The following is a 13401-nucleotide window of genomic DNA, read 5'->3' on the forward strand; positions in this document are numbered from 1 at the left end:
ATCATTGCCCAGACGCCACGGGCCCTGGCTCAGGTCTCGGGCAGGTCGGCCAGCATGATGGGCTGCGTCGTGGGTTTCTCCGAGCCGCTCGCCGGCTCGACCGTGATCGCCACTTTGTCGTCGTCACGCAGCGGGGTGAGCATCATGGGCGCGGTGACGCCGTCCTCGGCGGGGCTGAGCACTCCGGCCGGGCGCGGGCCGCCGGGGCCCATCAGCCACAGCTCGTACGCCTGCGTGTCCGGCAGCTTGCGCAGGTCGGACGAGGTGAACACCATGCGGCCCTTCGACCGCGAGATCACGATCGTGCCGGTGCCGCCGGAGGTGACCGGCTGGCGCAGCGTCTCGGCGTCGGCGGCGGCCAGCACGGCCACCAGGTCGTCGTTCCTGGCGGCCAGCTCTCCCAGGTCGCGCCGGGCGTCGAAGGCGACCGCGCCGAGCGCGACGGCGGCCGCCGCGGACACGGCCGCCAGTCCCGCCAGCACCTTCGGCCGCTTGCGCCGCAGCGGCACCACCTGGCCACCGGCCTGGCCGGCGCTCTCCACGGGCGGCCCTTGCGCGGACGCCGGCACCGCAGGGAACACCTGCACCTCCCCCGGGCCCGGCACGGGCGCCGGCGGCAGGGCCTCACGCGGAAGCCTGAGCGTCGGCGGCTCCCCCGGCGCGAGGGGCGGCGCCTGCTCGGCCCAGGCCGAGCGCCTCCCACGGGACTCGTGCGCGGCGGCGAGCAGGCGGCTGCGGAGCCGGGCGGGCGGCGGCTCGGCCACCGTCTCCGCCAGCCTGGCGGCCGTCTCCCGCAGGCGCCGGACCTCGGCTCCGCAGACCCGGCACGCACGCAGGTGCTCCTCGAACAGCACCCACTCGGCGTACGGCAGTGCGTGCACGGCGTAGGCGCCAGAGAGGGTGTGGAGTTCGTCGTTCATTTCCACTCCCACGGTGAGAGGCGGCTCACGCATGTACTTCGGCCGCTCGGGCACGCCGGATGGCCCCGAGCCCTGCTCATTTCACATGACCTGCGCCACAGCGGCGGGAGTGGATACCAAAACGTGGACATTGGGGTCTGTAGCGGCGGGCTGCGTGGAATACCCTCGTATCTCGTGAGCAGCAATCTTCTGGATCTTGATTCCTGGCGAGCCCTCCCCGCGGCCCAGCAGCCCGACTGGCCTGACCGCGGCGAGCTCGACAAGGTCGTCTCCGAGCTCGGCGGCCTGCCCCCCTTGGTCTTCGCCGGCGAGTGCGACCAGCTCAAGGACCAGCTGGCCGCCGTCGCCCGCGGCGAGGCCTTCGTCCTGCAGGGCGGCGACTGCGCCGAGACCTTCTCCGGCGCCACCGCCGACAACGTCCGCAACAAGCTCAAGACGCTGCTGCAGATGGCGATCGTGCTGACGTACGCGGGCAAGGTGCCGGTCGTGAAGATCGGCCGGGTCGCCGGTCAGTTCGCCAAGCCGCGTTCCAAGCCGACCGAGACCCGCGACGGCATCGAGCTGCCCGCCTACCGGGGCGACATGGTCAACGGCTTCGAGTTCACCGCCGAGTCGCGCAATCCGGATCCGTGGCGGCTGCTCAAGGCCTACCACTCCTCGGCTGTGACCCTGAACCTGGCGCGGGCGTTCACCAAGGGCGGCTACGCCGACCTGCGCCAGGTGCACGCCTGGAACCAGGACTTCGTGGCCGAGTCGCCGGCGGGGCGCCGCTACGAGCAGCTGGCCAGGGAGATCGACCAGGCGCTGGCGTTCATGCACGCCTGCGGGGCCGATCCGGAGGAGTTCCACACGGTCGAGTTCTACTCCTCGCACGAGGCGCTGATCCTCGACTACGACCGGGCGCTCACGCGCATCGACTCGCGTACGGGGCTGCCGTACGACGTGTCGGCGCACATGGTCTGGATCGGCGAGCGCACCCGCCAGCTCGACGGGGCGCACGTCGACTTCTTCGCCCGCATCCGCAACCCGATCGGCGTCAAGCTCGGCCCGACGACCACGTCCGAGGAGGCGCTGGCGCTCGTCGAGCGGCTCAACCCGGACAACGAGGCGGGACGGCTCACGTTCATCACCCGGATGGGCGCCTCCAAGATCCGCGAGCACCTGCCCGCGCTGGTCAAGGAGGTCACGGCCTCCGGGGCGCAGGTGGCGTGGATCTGCGACCCGATGCACGGCAACACCTTCGAGGCGCCGAGCGGGCACAAGACGCGGCGGCTCGACGACGTGCTGGACGAGGTGGCCGGGTTCTTCGAGGTGCACCGGGCGCTCGGCACGCATCCGGGCGGCATCCACATCGAGTTCACCGGCGACGACGTGACCGAGTGCGTCGGCGGCGGGCACGGGATCGTCGAGGGCGACCTGGCGACCCGTTACGAGACGGCCTGCGACCCGCGCCTCAACCGCAGCCAGTCCCTTGACTTGGCCTTCCGCGTGGCCGAGCTCTACCGCGGCTGACCGCCGCCGCGCGCTCGCCCGGTGACCCGATGCTGCCGTCGTGTGCCTGATACATGGCGGCAGCGTGATCTGCGTCTCATTGGCGACAAGACCAGAACGATTTTCGGGTTACTGCGGGCGCGGCGGCACTAGGATCTCCCATAAGTCGCCAAATATGGGAGAAAACGTGGACAGTGCCCCTGAGGGGGTGGACCCCAACGTCCCCAACGTCGCGCGCATGTATGACTATTACCTCGACGGCAAGGACAACTTCGCGGCCGACCGGGCAGCGGCGGAGCAGATACTCAAGACCTTCCCCAACACCAAGGAAGGCTGCCGCGCGAACCGCGCGTTCTTGAAGCGCGCGGTGCGGCACGTGGTGGACGAGGGCGTCCGGCAGATCGTGGATCTGGGCGCCGGCCTGCCGACCCAGGGCAACACCCATGAGAGCGCCCCGGACGCGCGCGTCGTCTACGTGGACTACGACTCCGTGGTGTGCGTGCACGGCAGGGCGCTGCTGGCCAGGAGAGAGAACGTCGACTTCATCCAGGCCGACGTGCGCGAGCCGGACGTGCTGCTGAACAAGCTGGACGGCCTGATCGACTTCGACCGGCCCGTGGCGTTCATGCTGCTGGCCATCCTGCACTTCGTCCCCGACGACAACGCCTACGACCTGGTGAAGAAGCTGCGCGACGTGAGCGCGCCGGGCAGCCGCCTGGTGATCAGCCATGCGGTGGACTCCACGCCGGACACCACCCCGCAGGCGATCGAGATCTACAAGAGGGCCACGGCCTCGCTCAACCTGCGCACCCGCGAGGAGATCCTGCGGTTCTTCGACGGGTACGAGCTGGCCGAGCCGGGACTGACGTATCCAGCCGCGTGGCGTCCGGACGACCCGGACGGGCCGGGCAACGGCATCGACTTCGGCTACGTGGGGGTCGGCCGCCTCAAAGCGGCGAACGCTTAGGCCCGAGAGCGGCAGCTTGCGTGACCAGCGAGGGCCGAGTGAACGCGACCATCAGCTCAAAGCGGCGAACGCTTAGGCCCGAGAGCGGCAGCTTGCGTGACCAGCGAGGGCCGAGTGAGCGCGACCATCAGCTCAAAGCGGCGAACGCTTAGGCCCGAGAGCGGCAGCTTGCGTGACCAGCGAGGGCCGAGTGAGCGCGACCATCAGCACGGCCTAACATGCCGAAGCCCCGCCAGGTATGGGCGGGGCTTTCGCGTACGGTCGTTCGTCAGCTCTGCTCGGCCTTCTTCATCTCCTCGGCGAGCTCGGCCCTGATCGCGTCCATGTCGAGGGCCCGCACCTGACGGATCAGGTCCTCCAACGCCGGCGCCGGGATGGCCCCGGCCTGGGCGAAGACCACGATGCCGTCGCGGATCGCCATGAGCGTGGGGATCGAGGTGATGTCGAACCCCTGCGCGAGCCCCTGCTCGGCGTCGGTGTCGATCTTCCCGAAGGTGATGTCGTCATGCTTGTCCGACGCCTGCTCGAAGATCGGCCCGAACTTCTTGCACGGCGGGCACCACTCCGCCCAGAAGTCGAGCAGCACGATCCCCTTGTCGGCGATGTCGTTGAAGTTCTTCTCGGTTACTTCCATGGTCGCCACAAGCGGCTCCTAGCTCGTCGGTGAGTGTGTCCTCGCTGTCAAACCACGTACCCGTTCCCAGCATTCCATGCGCGGCCCCGCTCGGGGCCGCGCATGGAGGGATCAGCGGGCGCTGGGCAGAGTCAGGCCGACGACCAGGGGGTCGTGGTCGGAGGAACGGTAGGCGTCCGGCTTGTACAGGCCGGGCGGGTTGTACTCGGTGTTGTAGTCGAGGATGCGCGGCTCGTCGGCGTTGATGTGCCAGATGGTCGCGCCGGTCACCCGCTTGAGCAGCTGCTTGCCGACCAGGGCGTGGTCGAGCTCGCCCGCGAGGCCGTCGAAGACGTAGCTGTAGCGCTGCGGCGCGGGCACGAACTTCTTGGTCACGCCGGCCAGGCCGCCGGCCTCGAGGGTGTCGATCGGGTCCTCCTCGCCGTAGGCGTTGAGGTCGCCGAGCACGATCGGGTTCGGCAGCTCCTGGTCGGCGATGATGCCGAGCAGCGCCTTGGCCTGGGCGACGCGGGTGGGGTTCCAGCAGCCCTGGCCGTCGCCCTGGTCGGTGTCGGGGCCGCTGGAGGGGCAGCTTCCCTTGGACTTGAGGTGGTTGACCACCATCGTGAACGGCTGGCTGCCGCTCTTCCTGCGGAAGGTCTGGATCAGCGGCGGGCGGCTGAACACCGGGTCCTGCGACACCTTGGCCTCGCCGACCGGGGTGAGCTTGCCCGGCTTGTAGATCAGGCCGACCTGGATGGCGTCAGTGCCGGGGTACGGGTGCGCGAGCGCCGCGTACGTGCCCGCCCCGACCTCGGCGTTGACGGCGTCCACCAGCGCCTGCAGCGCGGTCTGGCCGTTGTTCTCGACCTCCATGAGCGCGACCGCGTCCGCGTTGAGTCCCTTGAGCGCGGCGACCAGCTTGGCGAGCTGGCGCTGCTGCTCGGCGGCGGTGGTGGCGCCCCGCGAGCCGAGCGTGGTGAACCAGTTGAGCGTGTTGAACGAGGCCACCTTGACGTTGCCGATCACCGGCAGCGGCTTGGGCAGGCGCGGGTTGAGGCCCTTGTAGTCGATCGCCTTGGTGGGCTGCAGCCGGTACTTGCCGAACCCGTACCCGAGCACGCCGGTGATCCCCGTCGCCACGTCGCCGGCCCGCACGATCGGCGGCAGGGTCGCGGGGTTCTCCCGGTTGGAGCCGTCGTCGAGCAGCAGCGAGCGGCGGGCGTTCAGCGCGGGGTCCACGCCGGGCCGGTCCGTCGGCTGGTAGAGCCTGCCCTGCGAGGACAGCGTGATCTCGCCGTAGCGGCCCAGGTTGTAGTGGTCGCTGACGGTCAGCGGCTGCGGGAACGTCAGCAGCATGCTCTCCACCGGCTCGAGCCCGCCCGAGTTCTCACCGGTGGGCAGCGTGGACGACTGCGCCGCCACGCTCCCGGTGCCGCACACGTCCACGGCGGTGACCGGCGACAGCTCGGTCCAGCCGTTGAACTCGATCGCCCGGCCGGTGACCAGCACCCGGTCGCCGACCTTGACGTCCTTGAACGACTCGCGCGCGAACGCGAACAGCCCCTCGGAGGTCTTCGGGTCCGCGTCGGGCCGCGTGTCCTGCAGGAAGAAGCCGCTGAGCTGGTCGGTCCGCTGGAAGTCGCCGGTCACGACCCCCTCGACGCGCACCGTCTGGCCCGCCAGCGGGGTGGCGTCACCGGCGCCCTGCACCTGCGCGACGCGGTGGCTGGCAGGGGTGTCGCAAGGAGTGGCCGGGGCGGCCGCCGCCGGGGTCGCGGAGAGGCCCACCGCGACGAGGGCAGCAAGTGATGCTCGGGATAAAACGCGCATGACGGGCACTTTACGGCCAGTTCCGACCGCATATTTCCACGTAAAAGTGGATAGAACATTAAAACATCGAACCTTGACATGGGGCCGCCGCGGGTATGCCCACTGCATGGACTGGGTCACCTGCGCGTATTCGGTTGCCTGTACCGGAATCGCCGGCCGGCCGTCCGGCCTCTGTCTCGCCCATCTGTCACCGGAACAACTCCCCGAGGCGCTCGACCAGATGTCCCCGGGCCGCCTGCTGGACCTGCGCGGCACGACCATCACCACCGACCTGCTCTCCAGGGTGCTGGAGGCCACCGGCGGCAGACCCGGCCGGGCCCGGCTGGACCGGGTCAGGTTCACCGGCGACGTGCGGCTGTCGGGCGTGACGTTCGCCGGCGACGTGTCACTCGACGACGCCAGGTTCGACCGGCTGGCCTCGTTCTTCGGCGCCCGGTTCGAGGGCAACGTGTCGCTGGCCGGCGCCCGGTTCGCTCGCGAGCTGTCCTTCCACGGCGTCACCGTGCGCGGGCACGTCTCACTGGATCGCGCCGTGATGGCCCGCGACGCGCTGTTCAGCCAGGCGGTCTTCGGCCACGGGCTGTCCGGCGAGCGGGCCAGGTTCGACGGGTTCGCCACGTTCGACGGCGCCCGCCTCGGCGACGGGGCCGGGTTCCGGGGGGCGCGGTTCGGCCGTACGCTGTCCTTCCGCAAGGTCAGCGGGCACGCCGGGTTCGAGGCGGCGCACTTCGCCGCGGACGCGTACCTGTCGGCCACCGGCCGGCTGTCGGCAGCCCGCGCCCGCGCGGACGGCCTGCTGGACGTGATGGTGGCGCGGTGCGGCGTGAACCTGCGCGGGGTGGAGGTGGCCGGGGCCACCACGCTGCGGCTCACCGACTCGCAGGCGGACCTGGAGGGCGCGGTGCTGCGCGGCCCGGCCACCGTGAGCGGCCGGGGCACCTCCACGGTGACCTCGCTGCGCCAGGTGGAGGCGGCCGATCTGGCACTGCGCGGGCTGGACCTGTCCTCGTGCAGGTTCGCCGGGCTCGCCCACCCGGCCGGGGTACGCGTCAAGGACTGCACGTTCGCGCTGACCACGCGCGGCATGCGGGTGAGCCTGCGCCGGCCGATGCTGCGCTGGTTCTCCCGGCGCAGCGCCCTGGCGGACGAGCACGGCATGGACGACGGCCCTGCCCCCGGACTCACGGCTGACCGGCTGGCCGCGCTCTACGCCGGGCTGAGGCCCAGCGACCGCGCCACGTCGGCGGACTTCGCGTTCGCGGCGATGGAGATGCGCCGCCGGGCCGGCCACCGATGGTGGTTGTCGGTGTGGTGGCTGCTGTCCGGGTCCGGCCTGCGTCTGGGCCGGGCGGCGGCCTGGCTCACGCTGCTCGCCGCGCTGGCCGCGGCCGCCGTCCTGTGGGCCCCGATGCACCGCTAGAGCTGGGCGGCCAGATCGGCGACGCGGCGGAAGTGTGACGGCCAGCCGCTGCCCATGATCCGGCGCGACATCTGCTGCAGCTCGTCGACGGGGTCGAAGCCCTCGTGGTCGAGGAACAGCCGGGTGCCCTTGCCCTCGGGCTCCAGCCGCCACGTGACCGTCCAGTCGGCCTGCTTGCCGTCGCTCCAGCTGATCTTCAGCAGCTTCTCCGGCTCCAGCTCCAGCACCTCGCAGTGGACGATCCCGTCGAAGCCCACCTGCTTCTTGGGCTGGGTCCGGAACGTGAACCGGTGGCCCACCTCCGGCTTGAAGTCGTTCGGCATGAGCCACTGGGCGACCAGCTCCGGCTCGGTGAGCGCCCGCCACACCTTCGCCGGCGGGTGCGCGATGAACTGGTCGAGCCTGATCGCTCGGAGGTCTTCAGCCGCCTTGTTCATTTTCTTCCATTTCGTCGAGGAGCTTCGTGAGGTTCGCGAGTTTCTCCCGCCAGAACCGTTCGTACGGGGAGAGCCAGTCGCGGATCTCCATCAGCGGCGCCGGCTCCAGCCGGTAGTGCCGCTCCCTGCCCTTGCGGGTCTCGGACACGAGCCCGGCGTCCTTGAGCACCTTCAGGTGCTCCGACACGCTGGGCCGGCTCATGTCGAACCGCTCGGCCAACCGGCCGGCGGGCTGGCCGCCCTCTTCCAGCAGCAGGCGCAGCAGCTGGCGCCGGGCCGGGCTGGCCAGCGCGGTGAACACGTGGTCGGCGGTCATAGCTCGCTGACGACGAATCCGTTGCCGAAGGGGTCGTGGAAGAGCAGCTGCCGTCCCCACGGCTGGTCGGACGGCCCTTCGCAGGCGACGCCGTTGTCACGCAGCCGCGCGGCCAGGACGTCGAGGTCCGGCGCGCCGACCACCAGGCCGCCGATCGGCGCCATGTCAGGGAACCAGGAGGCCAGCAGGAGCGCGGTCTCGGCGCCCTTGGGGGCGACGGTGAGCCAGCGGCCCATCGGGAACGGGTTGTCGGTGCGCACCTCGAACTCGAGCACGCCGGTGTAGAACGCCAGCGCCCGCTCCTGGTCGGCCACGGGCACGGTGATGGTGAGGATGGATGAGATCGGCATGTCAGCCACTATACGTAGGTTTTTTCCTACGCGACAACCCGGGCCGGCGGAATATCGGGGATTTCCCCGAGTGAACCCCTGAGGGTGCCCCTCGTAAACTGAGAATCATGCTCATCGACGACTACGTGGCCGAGCTCGATCACGCGCTCGCCGGACCCCACGGCCCCAAACGGGACCTGGTCGTCGAGGCACGCGACAGCCTGACCGACGCCGCCGACGCCCTCGAGGCCGGCGGGCTCGACCGGGCGGAGGCCGAGCGCATCGCGGTGGCGGAGTTCGGGCCCATCGGCGAGATCGCCCCCGGCTACCAGGCCGAGCTGACCTCCACGTCGGGGCGGCGGCTGGGGCTCCTGCTGTTCATCAGTGTGCCGATCACCGCGCTGATGTGGTCGGTGTTGTGGCGCCTGTATCCCGCTGACGACGATGTCTGGAGGACCGCGCCCGCGTGGTTCTCGCCGGTCTCCCGACTGCTCGACATCTTCCAGCTCGCGGTCGGCGTCTACGGCGGGCTCGTGCTGTTCGCTTTGGGCCGGGGCGCCAAGTGGATCCGCCGGCCCCGCCTGCTCACCAGGTCGCTGGCGGTGGTGGTGTGGATCTCGCTGCCGGTCAGCATCGGGCTCGCCCAGCTTCTCACGCACGGCACGGAAGGCGCCGACAACCTGAGTTCCCTGCCCTCCGTGCTGGCCAACCTCGTGACCACGGCGCTGTGGGGGCTGCAGGTCTACGGTGCCGTCTGGTGCATGCGCATCACCCGGGCAGCCCGCCGGTCAGCCTGACGCCCTGGCCTCCGCGCCCAGCACGCTGCCGATCACGGTGGTGAACTCCCGCCAGGCCGACCGCTCCCCCTCGAGCTGCCTCCTGCCCGCGTCCGTCAGCCGGTAGGTGCGGCGCTTGCGCCCGCCGACGGTCGCCCACTCGCTGGACAGATAGCCGATGCGCTCCAGCCTGCGCAGCGCCGGGTAGACGGTGCCGGTCGGCACGCTCAGCGCGCCCCCGCTGCGTTCCTGCAACGCCTCGATGATGGCGTAGCCGTGCAGCGGCTCCCGCTCCAGCACTGAGAGCAGCAACGCGTCCATGTGCCCGCGCAGCGCGTCCGGATTCATGTGTCAGATCTTAGGCAATCGGTCAGCATGTAGCCAGTCTACATGTAGGCTGTCTATATGTAGGTAGACACAACAACGGAGTCGTGATGGATGTACTCGACCTGGCCCGTACACAGTTCGCGGTGACCAGCGGGCTGCACTTCCTGTTCGTCGTGCTCACGCTGGGACTGGCGCCGCTGGTGGCGATCATGCACACCCGCTGGGCGGTCTCGGGCAGGCCGCTGAACGAGGCGATGACCCGGTTCTGGGGACAGATCTACGTCATCAACTACGCGCTGGGCATCGTGACCGGACTGGTGATGGAGTTCCAGTTCGGGTTGTCGTGGAGCGGGCTGTCCCACTACGCGGGCGACGTGTTCGGCGCGCCACTGGCCATGGAGACCCTGGTGGCCTTCTTCCTGGAGTCCACGTTCCTGGGGCTGTGGATCTTCGGCTGGGGGCGGCTGCCGAAGTGGCTGCACCTGGCGTGCATCTGGCTGGTGACGCTGACGGCGTACGCGAGCGCGTTCTTCATCATGGTCGCCAACTCCTACCTGCAGAACCCGGTCGGCTCCGTCGTGCGTGACGGGCGGATGGAGCTGGTCGACTTCGGCGCGCTGCTCACCAACCCGTCACTGGTGTTCGCGTTTCCGCACGTGGTGGGGGCCGGGCTGTTCACCGGGGCCATGGTGCTGGTGGGGGCGAGCGCCTATCAGCTGCGCCGACGCAGCGAGCACGTGGACTTCTTCACCAAGTCGATGCGCACCGGCGTGGTCGTGGCCGCGATCGGGATCTTCATCACGATGGGGTTCGGCTACGCGCAGTTCGCCGTCATCCCGGTGGAGGGCAAGTTCGACGGCAACGTGGGAGCGGCGATCGGGCTCGCCGTCATGATGGAGATCGGGCAACTGCTGGGGCTGATCGTGCTGCTGGCGATGCTGCCGATGATCCGCGTTCTGCCGCGATGGCGGTGGACGCACCTGCTGCTGATGGCGATGACGCCGCTGCCGTTCGTGCTGTCGATCGCGGGCTGGGTGGCCAGGGAGGTCGGCCGGCAACCGTGGATGATCTGGGAGAAGCTCACCGTGGCCGACGCCATGTCGCCGGGGCTGACCTCGGGCATGGTCACGGCCTCACTGATCGGGTTCGTCGCCGTGCTGGGGTTGCTGGCGGTCGTCGACTACGTGCTCATCGCGCGGGTCGTCAAGCGAGGGCCGCGCGACCCGGACCTGGGCGCCACCGCCCGCGAATCCCGTACGCCGGCTATGAGCTTCTAGGGGTGCTGAGATGGAAGTGATCTGGTTCGTTCTCTTCGCGGTGCTGCTGGTGGGTTATTTCGCCCTTGAGGGGTTCGACCTGGGGGTGGGGCTGCTGCTTCCCGTCCTGGGGCGGACGCGGGAGGGTCGCGACCGCATGGTGGCCGCGGTGGCGCCGTACGTGCTGGCGAACGAGGTGTGGCTGGTGGCGGTCGCCGGGACGCTCTTCGGGGTCTATCCGCGCCTCGAAGGCGAGGTGTTGTTCGGTTTGTACCCGGTGGTGGTGGCGATGCTGCTGAGCTGGGTGCTGCGGGACGCCGGGCTGTGGTTCCGGCGCAGGATCGACGGCCGGCGGTGGCGCGGGTTCTGGGACGCGATGATCGCGTTCGGGTCGCTGGGGCTGTCGTTCGGGTGGGGCATGGCGCTGTACGCCGCCGCCACCGGGTTCACCTCGTCGCCGGTGCATCCGGTCGGGCTGATGCTGGGCGTGGTGGTGACGCTGCTGTTCGCCCTGCATGGGTGGATGTTTCTGGCCTGGCGGGCGCCCGGCGACTTCCCGGAGCGGCGAGTAGGGCTCGGCAGCGGTAGCTTGCGTGACCAGGCCGGGCCCGTAGGGAGCGCGACCAGGAGCACAGCGGGCCGGTCGGGGCGGGCGCTGATGCTGTCCGGGATCGTCGCCGCGCTGCCCGCGGCGGGGCTGCTGGCAGGGGCGATGCCGTACCTGCTGGAGCACAGCGCGCCGGCGGCGACCCTGAATGTGCTCAGTCTCATGGTCCTGCCGTGCGCGCCCATCATGGTGGGCGCGCAACTATGGGTGTGGAACACTTTCCGTCCAGGAAAGGATGCCTTCCGTCTCCCGTCGTTCTTCTAGAGGACTCGTGCACAAGGATCTCCTGCGGCTCATGCGGGCCGAGCGGTCGGTACGCCGCCACCTGGCCGTCACCATGGCCGCGGCCGTGCTGGCGGGGCTGCTCGTGCTCGTGCAGGCCGAGTTGCTCGCCGGGGTGTTGTCCGGACGGTTCGCCGCCGCCGCCCTGGCCGGGCTGGCGGCGGTGGTCTGCCTGCGGGCGGTGCTCGCGTGGACGCAAGGCGTCTTCGCCGGGCGCACCGCGACCGGGGTCAAGTCCGCACTGCGCCACCGGCTGCTGGGCCGGCTGCGCGACCTCGGTCCTGGACGACTCGCCGCGCACCGCTCGGGCGAGCTGGTCACGCTCACGGGGCGCGGGCTGGACGGGCTGGACGCCTACCTGACCGGTTACCTGCCGTCGATCGCGGTGGCCGGGGTGGTGCCGGTGGCCGTGCTCGTGCGGTTGTTCGCCGCCGACCTGGCTTCGGCGGTCATCGTGCTGATCACGCTGCCGTTGATTCCGATCTTCGGGGCGCTCGTCGGCATGACGACCAAGGCCGTGACCGAGCGCCAGTACCGGGCGCTGTCCCGGCTGGGGGGTCACTTCCTGGACGTGGTGCGGGGGCTGCCCACGCTGCGGGCGTTCGGGCGGGCGCGCTACCAGGCCGGCGTCATCCAGCAGGTGGCCGACGCGCACCGCAGCGCGACCATGAAGACGTTGCGGGTGGCGTTCCTGTCGTCGCTGGTGCTGGAGCTGTGCGCGTCGCTGTCGCTGGCGCTCGTGGCGGTGCCGATCGGGCTGCGGCTGCTCGGGGGGTCGCTGGATCTGACGACGGCGCTGCTGGTGTTGTTGCTGGCGCCGGAGGCGTACCTGCCGCTGCGGGCCATGGGGACGCGCTTCCACGCCTCCATGGAGGGGGTCGCGGCGGCCGACGCGGCCTTCGCCGTGCTCGATTCCGCCGGGGACCCGCCGGCCTCGGAGGGGCGGCAGGCCGCGCCTTCCAGCGGGGCCCCGGAGATCCGGCTGGAGAACGTGAGCGTCCGCTACCCGGGCAGGGACACCGCCGCGCTGGAGAACGTCACGCTGACCATCGGGCCGCGGGAGCGGGTCGCCCTCGTGGGCGAGAGCGGTGGCGGCAAGAGCACGCTGCTCCATCTCCTGCTCGGCTTCGTTCAGCCTGCCGAGGGGCGGGTTCTGGTGGACGGAGTCGAGCTGCGGGATCTGGACGTGGCGAGCTGGCGTTCGCGGCTGGCGTTCGTGGCGCAGCGGCCTCATCTGTTCGCGACGTCGGTGGCCGACAACATCCGGCTCGGGGCTCCTTCGGCCTCTCCGGAGGACGTACGCCGGGCCGCCGGCGCCGCCCACGCCGACTTCGTGGCCGCGCTCCCCCAGGGGTTCGACACCGTGGTGGGTGAGCGGGGTGCCAACCTGTCCGCCGGGCAGCGGCAGCGCATCGCGCTGGCGCGGGCCTTCTGCCGTCCTGGAGCGTCGGTCCTGCTGCTCGACGAGCCCACCGCGCGGCTGGACGGGCGCAGCGAGGCCGCGGTGGTGGCGGGGACGGCAGAGCTGGCCCGCGACCGCACGGCCGTCATCGTCGCCCACCGGCCTGCCATGATCGATCTCGCGGACCGCGTCATCCGGCTCCACGAGGGCCGCGTCATCTCCGACACCACCCGCACTCCGAGCTCCCCCGCCCCCCGATCGGCGGACGGGCACGTGACGGCACCCGCAGACGGCGTGACGGCTACGGACGGGCATGGCGCGACACCCGCGGACGGGCATGGCGCGACACCCGCGGACGGGCATGGCGCGACGTCCTCGGACGGGCACGTAGCGGCGGGGCGGCGTGAAGGGGACGAGGGATGACA

14 protein-coding genes are annotated in these 13401 nt (G+C 70.6%); 7 read left to right on the plus strand and 7 right to left on the minus strand.

Annotated features, from left to right (window positions below; translation table 11 throughout):
• Positions 1-29: 29 nt before the first annotated feature.
• Positions 30-920, minus strand: coding sequence for an anti-sigma factor domain-containing protein (locus OHA25_RS43330; protein WP_327582720.1), 891 nt, complete (start codon positions 918-920; stop codon positions 30-32).
• 174 nt (positions 921-1094) lie between these two features.
• On the opposite strand from OHA25_RS43330, the gene OHA25_RS43335 reads away from it, so the two are divergent.
• Both OHA25_RS43335 and OHA25_RS43340 read left to right on the plus strand, forming a co-directional pair.
• Entirely contained in the window at positions 1095-2432 is a 1338-nt protein-coding gene (locus tag OHA25_RS43335; RefSeq protein WP_305917969.1) for a class II 3-deoxy-7-phosphoheptulonate synthase, read from the plus strand.
• A gap of 166 nt (positions 2433-2598) precedes the next feature.
• A complete protein-coding gene (locus tag OHA25_RS43340; protein ID WP_327582721.1) occupies positions 2599-3378 on the plus strand; it encodes an SAM-dependent methyltransferase in 780 nt (259 codons plus the stop codon).
• Between the two features lie 268 nt (positions 3379-3646).
• Here the strand turns inward: OHA25_RS43340 and OHA25_RS43345 are convergent, their stop codons facing one another.
• Together OHA25_RS43345 and OHA25_RS43350 are read right to left on the minus strand one after the other, a co-directional pair.
• Entirely contained in the window at positions 3647-4012 is a 366-nt protein-coding gene (locus OHA25_RS43345; protein ID WP_442942232.1) for a thioredoxin family protein, read from the minus strand.
• A 111-nt stretch (positions 4013-4123) separates the two neighbouring features.
• A complete protein-coding gene (locus OHA25_RS43350) occupies positions 4124-5824 on the minus strand; it encodes an ExeM/NucH family extracellular endonuclease (RefSeq protein WP_327582723.1) in 1701 nt (566 codons plus the stop codon).
• Between the two features lie 106 nt (positions 5825-5930).
• Here OHA25_RS43350 and OHA25_RS43355 point away from each other — a divergent pair, with 106 nt between their 5' ends.
• On the plus strand, positions 5931-7244 hold the full coding sequence (locus OHA25_RS43355) for a pentapeptide repeat-containing protein (RefSeq protein ID WP_327582724.1): 1314 nt from the start codon (positions 5931-5933) through the stop codon (positions 7242-7244).
• On the opposite strand, the gene OHA25_RS43360 is transcribed toward OHA25_RS43355, so the two are convergent.
• The 3 genes from OHA25_RS43360 to OHA25_RS43370 are packed head-to-tail and all read right to left on the minus strand — an operon-like array spanning position 7241 to position 8347.
• Positions 7241-7681 (minus strand): SRPBCC family protein, encoded by a 441-nt coding sequence (locus OHA25_RS43360; RefSeq protein WP_327582725.1) that lies wholly within the window; start codon positions 7679-7681, stop codon positions 7241-7243. The two genes, OHA25_RS43355 and OHA25_RS43360, sit on opposite strands and share 4 nt — an antisense overlap.
• Positions 7665-7997 carry an ArsR/SmtB family transcription factor gene (locus OHA25_RS43365; RefSeq protein WP_327582726.1) on the minus strand — a complete coding sequence of 111 codons (333 nt, stop codon included), beginning with the start codon at positions 7995-7997 and terminating at the stop codon, positions 7665-7667. The genes OHA25_RS43360 and OHA25_RS43365 overlap by 17 nt, the downstream gene beginning before the upstream one ends.
• Positions 7994-8347 carry a VOC family protein gene (locus OHA25_RS43370; protein ID WP_327582727.1) on the minus strand — a complete coding sequence of 118 codons (354 nt, stop codon included), beginning with the start codon at positions 8345-8347 and terminating at the stop codon, positions 7994-7996. The genes OHA25_RS43365 and OHA25_RS43370 overlap by 4 nt, the downstream gene beginning before the upstream one ends.
• Before the next feature lie 107 nt (positions 8348-8454).
• Here OHA25_RS43370 and OHA25_RS43375 point away from each other — a divergent pair, with 107 nt between their 5' ends.
• Positions 8455-9123 carry a permease prefix domain 1-containing protein gene (locus tag OHA25_RS43375; RefSeq protein ID WP_327582728.1) on the plus strand — a complete coding sequence of 223 codons (669 nt, stop codon included), beginning with the start codon at positions 8455-8457 and terminating at the stop codon, positions 9121-9123.
• On the opposite strand, the gene OHA25_RS43380 is transcribed toward OHA25_RS43375, so the two are convergent.
• Positions 9115-9450, minus strand: a complete 336-nt coding sequence (locus OHA25_RS43380) for a helix-turn-helix transcriptional regulator (protein ID WP_327582729.1) — start codon at positions 9448-9450, stop codon at positions 9115-9117. The genes OHA25_RS43375 and OHA25_RS43380 overlap by 9 nt on opposite strands.
• An 86-nt stretch (positions 9451-9536) precedes the next feature.
• On the opposite strand from OHA25_RS43380, the gene OHA25_RS43385 reads away from it, so the two are divergent.
• From OHA25_RS43385 to cydD, 3 genes are read left to right on the plus strand one after another with little or no spacing between them, the layout of a single operon-like run.
• Complete coding sequence (locus OHA25_RS43385) at positions 9537-10706, plus strand: cytochrome ubiquinol oxidase subunit I (protein WP_327582730.1); 1170 nt, start codon at positions 9537-9539, stop codon at positions 10704-10706.
• Between the two features lie 10 nt (positions 10707-10716).
• Positions 10717-11556 carry a cytochrome d ubiquinol oxidase subunit II gene (locus OHA25_RS43390; protein ID WP_327582731.1) on the plus strand — a complete coding sequence of 280 codons (840 nt, stop codon included), beginning with the start codon at positions 10717-10719 and terminating at the stop codon, positions 11554-11556.
• A gap of 7 nt (positions 11557-11563) precedes the next feature.
• Positions 11564-13399: a thiol reductant ABC exporter subunit CydD gene (gene cydD / locus OHA25_RS43395; RefSeq protein ID WP_327582732.1), complete on the plus strand. Its 1836-nt coding sequence runs from the start codon at positions 11564-11566 to the stop codon at positions 13397-13399.
• Positions 13400-13401: the final 2 nt, after the last annotated feature.

Origin of the sequence: Nonomuraea sp. NBC_00507 (assembly GCF_036013525.1) — a bacterium.
GTDB lineage: Bacteria > Actinomycetota > Actinomycetes > Streptosporangiales > Streptosporangiaceae > Nonomuraea.

Excerpts from the sequence above, each read along its gene's own strand:
- OHA25_RS43330 (WP_327582720.1), bottom strand. The coding sequence starts at position 920 with ATGAACGACGAACTCCACACCCTCTCTGGCGCCTACGCCGTGCACGCA.
- OHA25_RS43345 (WP_442942232.1), bottom strand. The coding sequence starts at position 4,012 with ATGGAAGTAACCGAGAAGAACTTCAACGACATCGCCGACAAGGGGATC.
- OHA25_RS43350 (WP_327582723.1), bottom strand. The coding sequence starts at position 5,824 with ATGCGCGTTTTATCCCGAGCATCACTTGCTGCCCTCGTCGCGGTGGGC.
- OHA25_RS43355 (WP_327582724.1), top strand. The coding sequence starts at position 5,931 with ATGGACTGGGTCACCTGCGCGTATTCGGTTGCCTGTACCGGAATCGCC.
- OHA25_RS43360 (WP_327582725.1), bottom strand. The coding sequence starts at position 7,681 with ATGAACAAGGCGGCTGAAGACCTCCGAGCGATCAGGCTCGACCAGTTC.
- OHA25_RS43365 (WP_327582726.1), bottom strand. The coding sequence starts at position 7,997 with ATGACCGCCGACCACGTGTTCACCGCGCTGGCCAGCCCGGCCCGGCGC.
- OHA25_RS43370 (WP_327582727.1), bottom strand. The coding sequence starts at position 8,347 with ATGCCGATCTCATCCATCCTCACCATCACCGTGCCCGTGGCCGACCAG.
- OHA25_RS43375 (WP_327582728.1), top strand. The coding sequence starts at position 8,455 with ATGCTCATCGACGACTACGTGGCCGAGCTCGATCACGCGCTCGCCGGA.
- OHA25_RS43380 (WP_327582729.1), bottom strand. The coding sequence starts at position 9,450 with ATGAATCCGGACGCGCTGCGCGGGCACATGGACGCGTTGCTGCTCTCA.
- OHA25_RS43385 (WP_327582730.1), top strand. The coding sequence starts at position 9,537 with ATGGATGTACTCGACCTGGCCCGTACACAGTTCGCGGTGACCAGCGGG.
- OHA25_RS43390 (WP_327582731.1), top strand. The coding sequence starts at position 10,717 with ATGGAAGTGATCTGGTTCGTTCTCTTCGCGGTGCTGCTGGTGGGTTAT.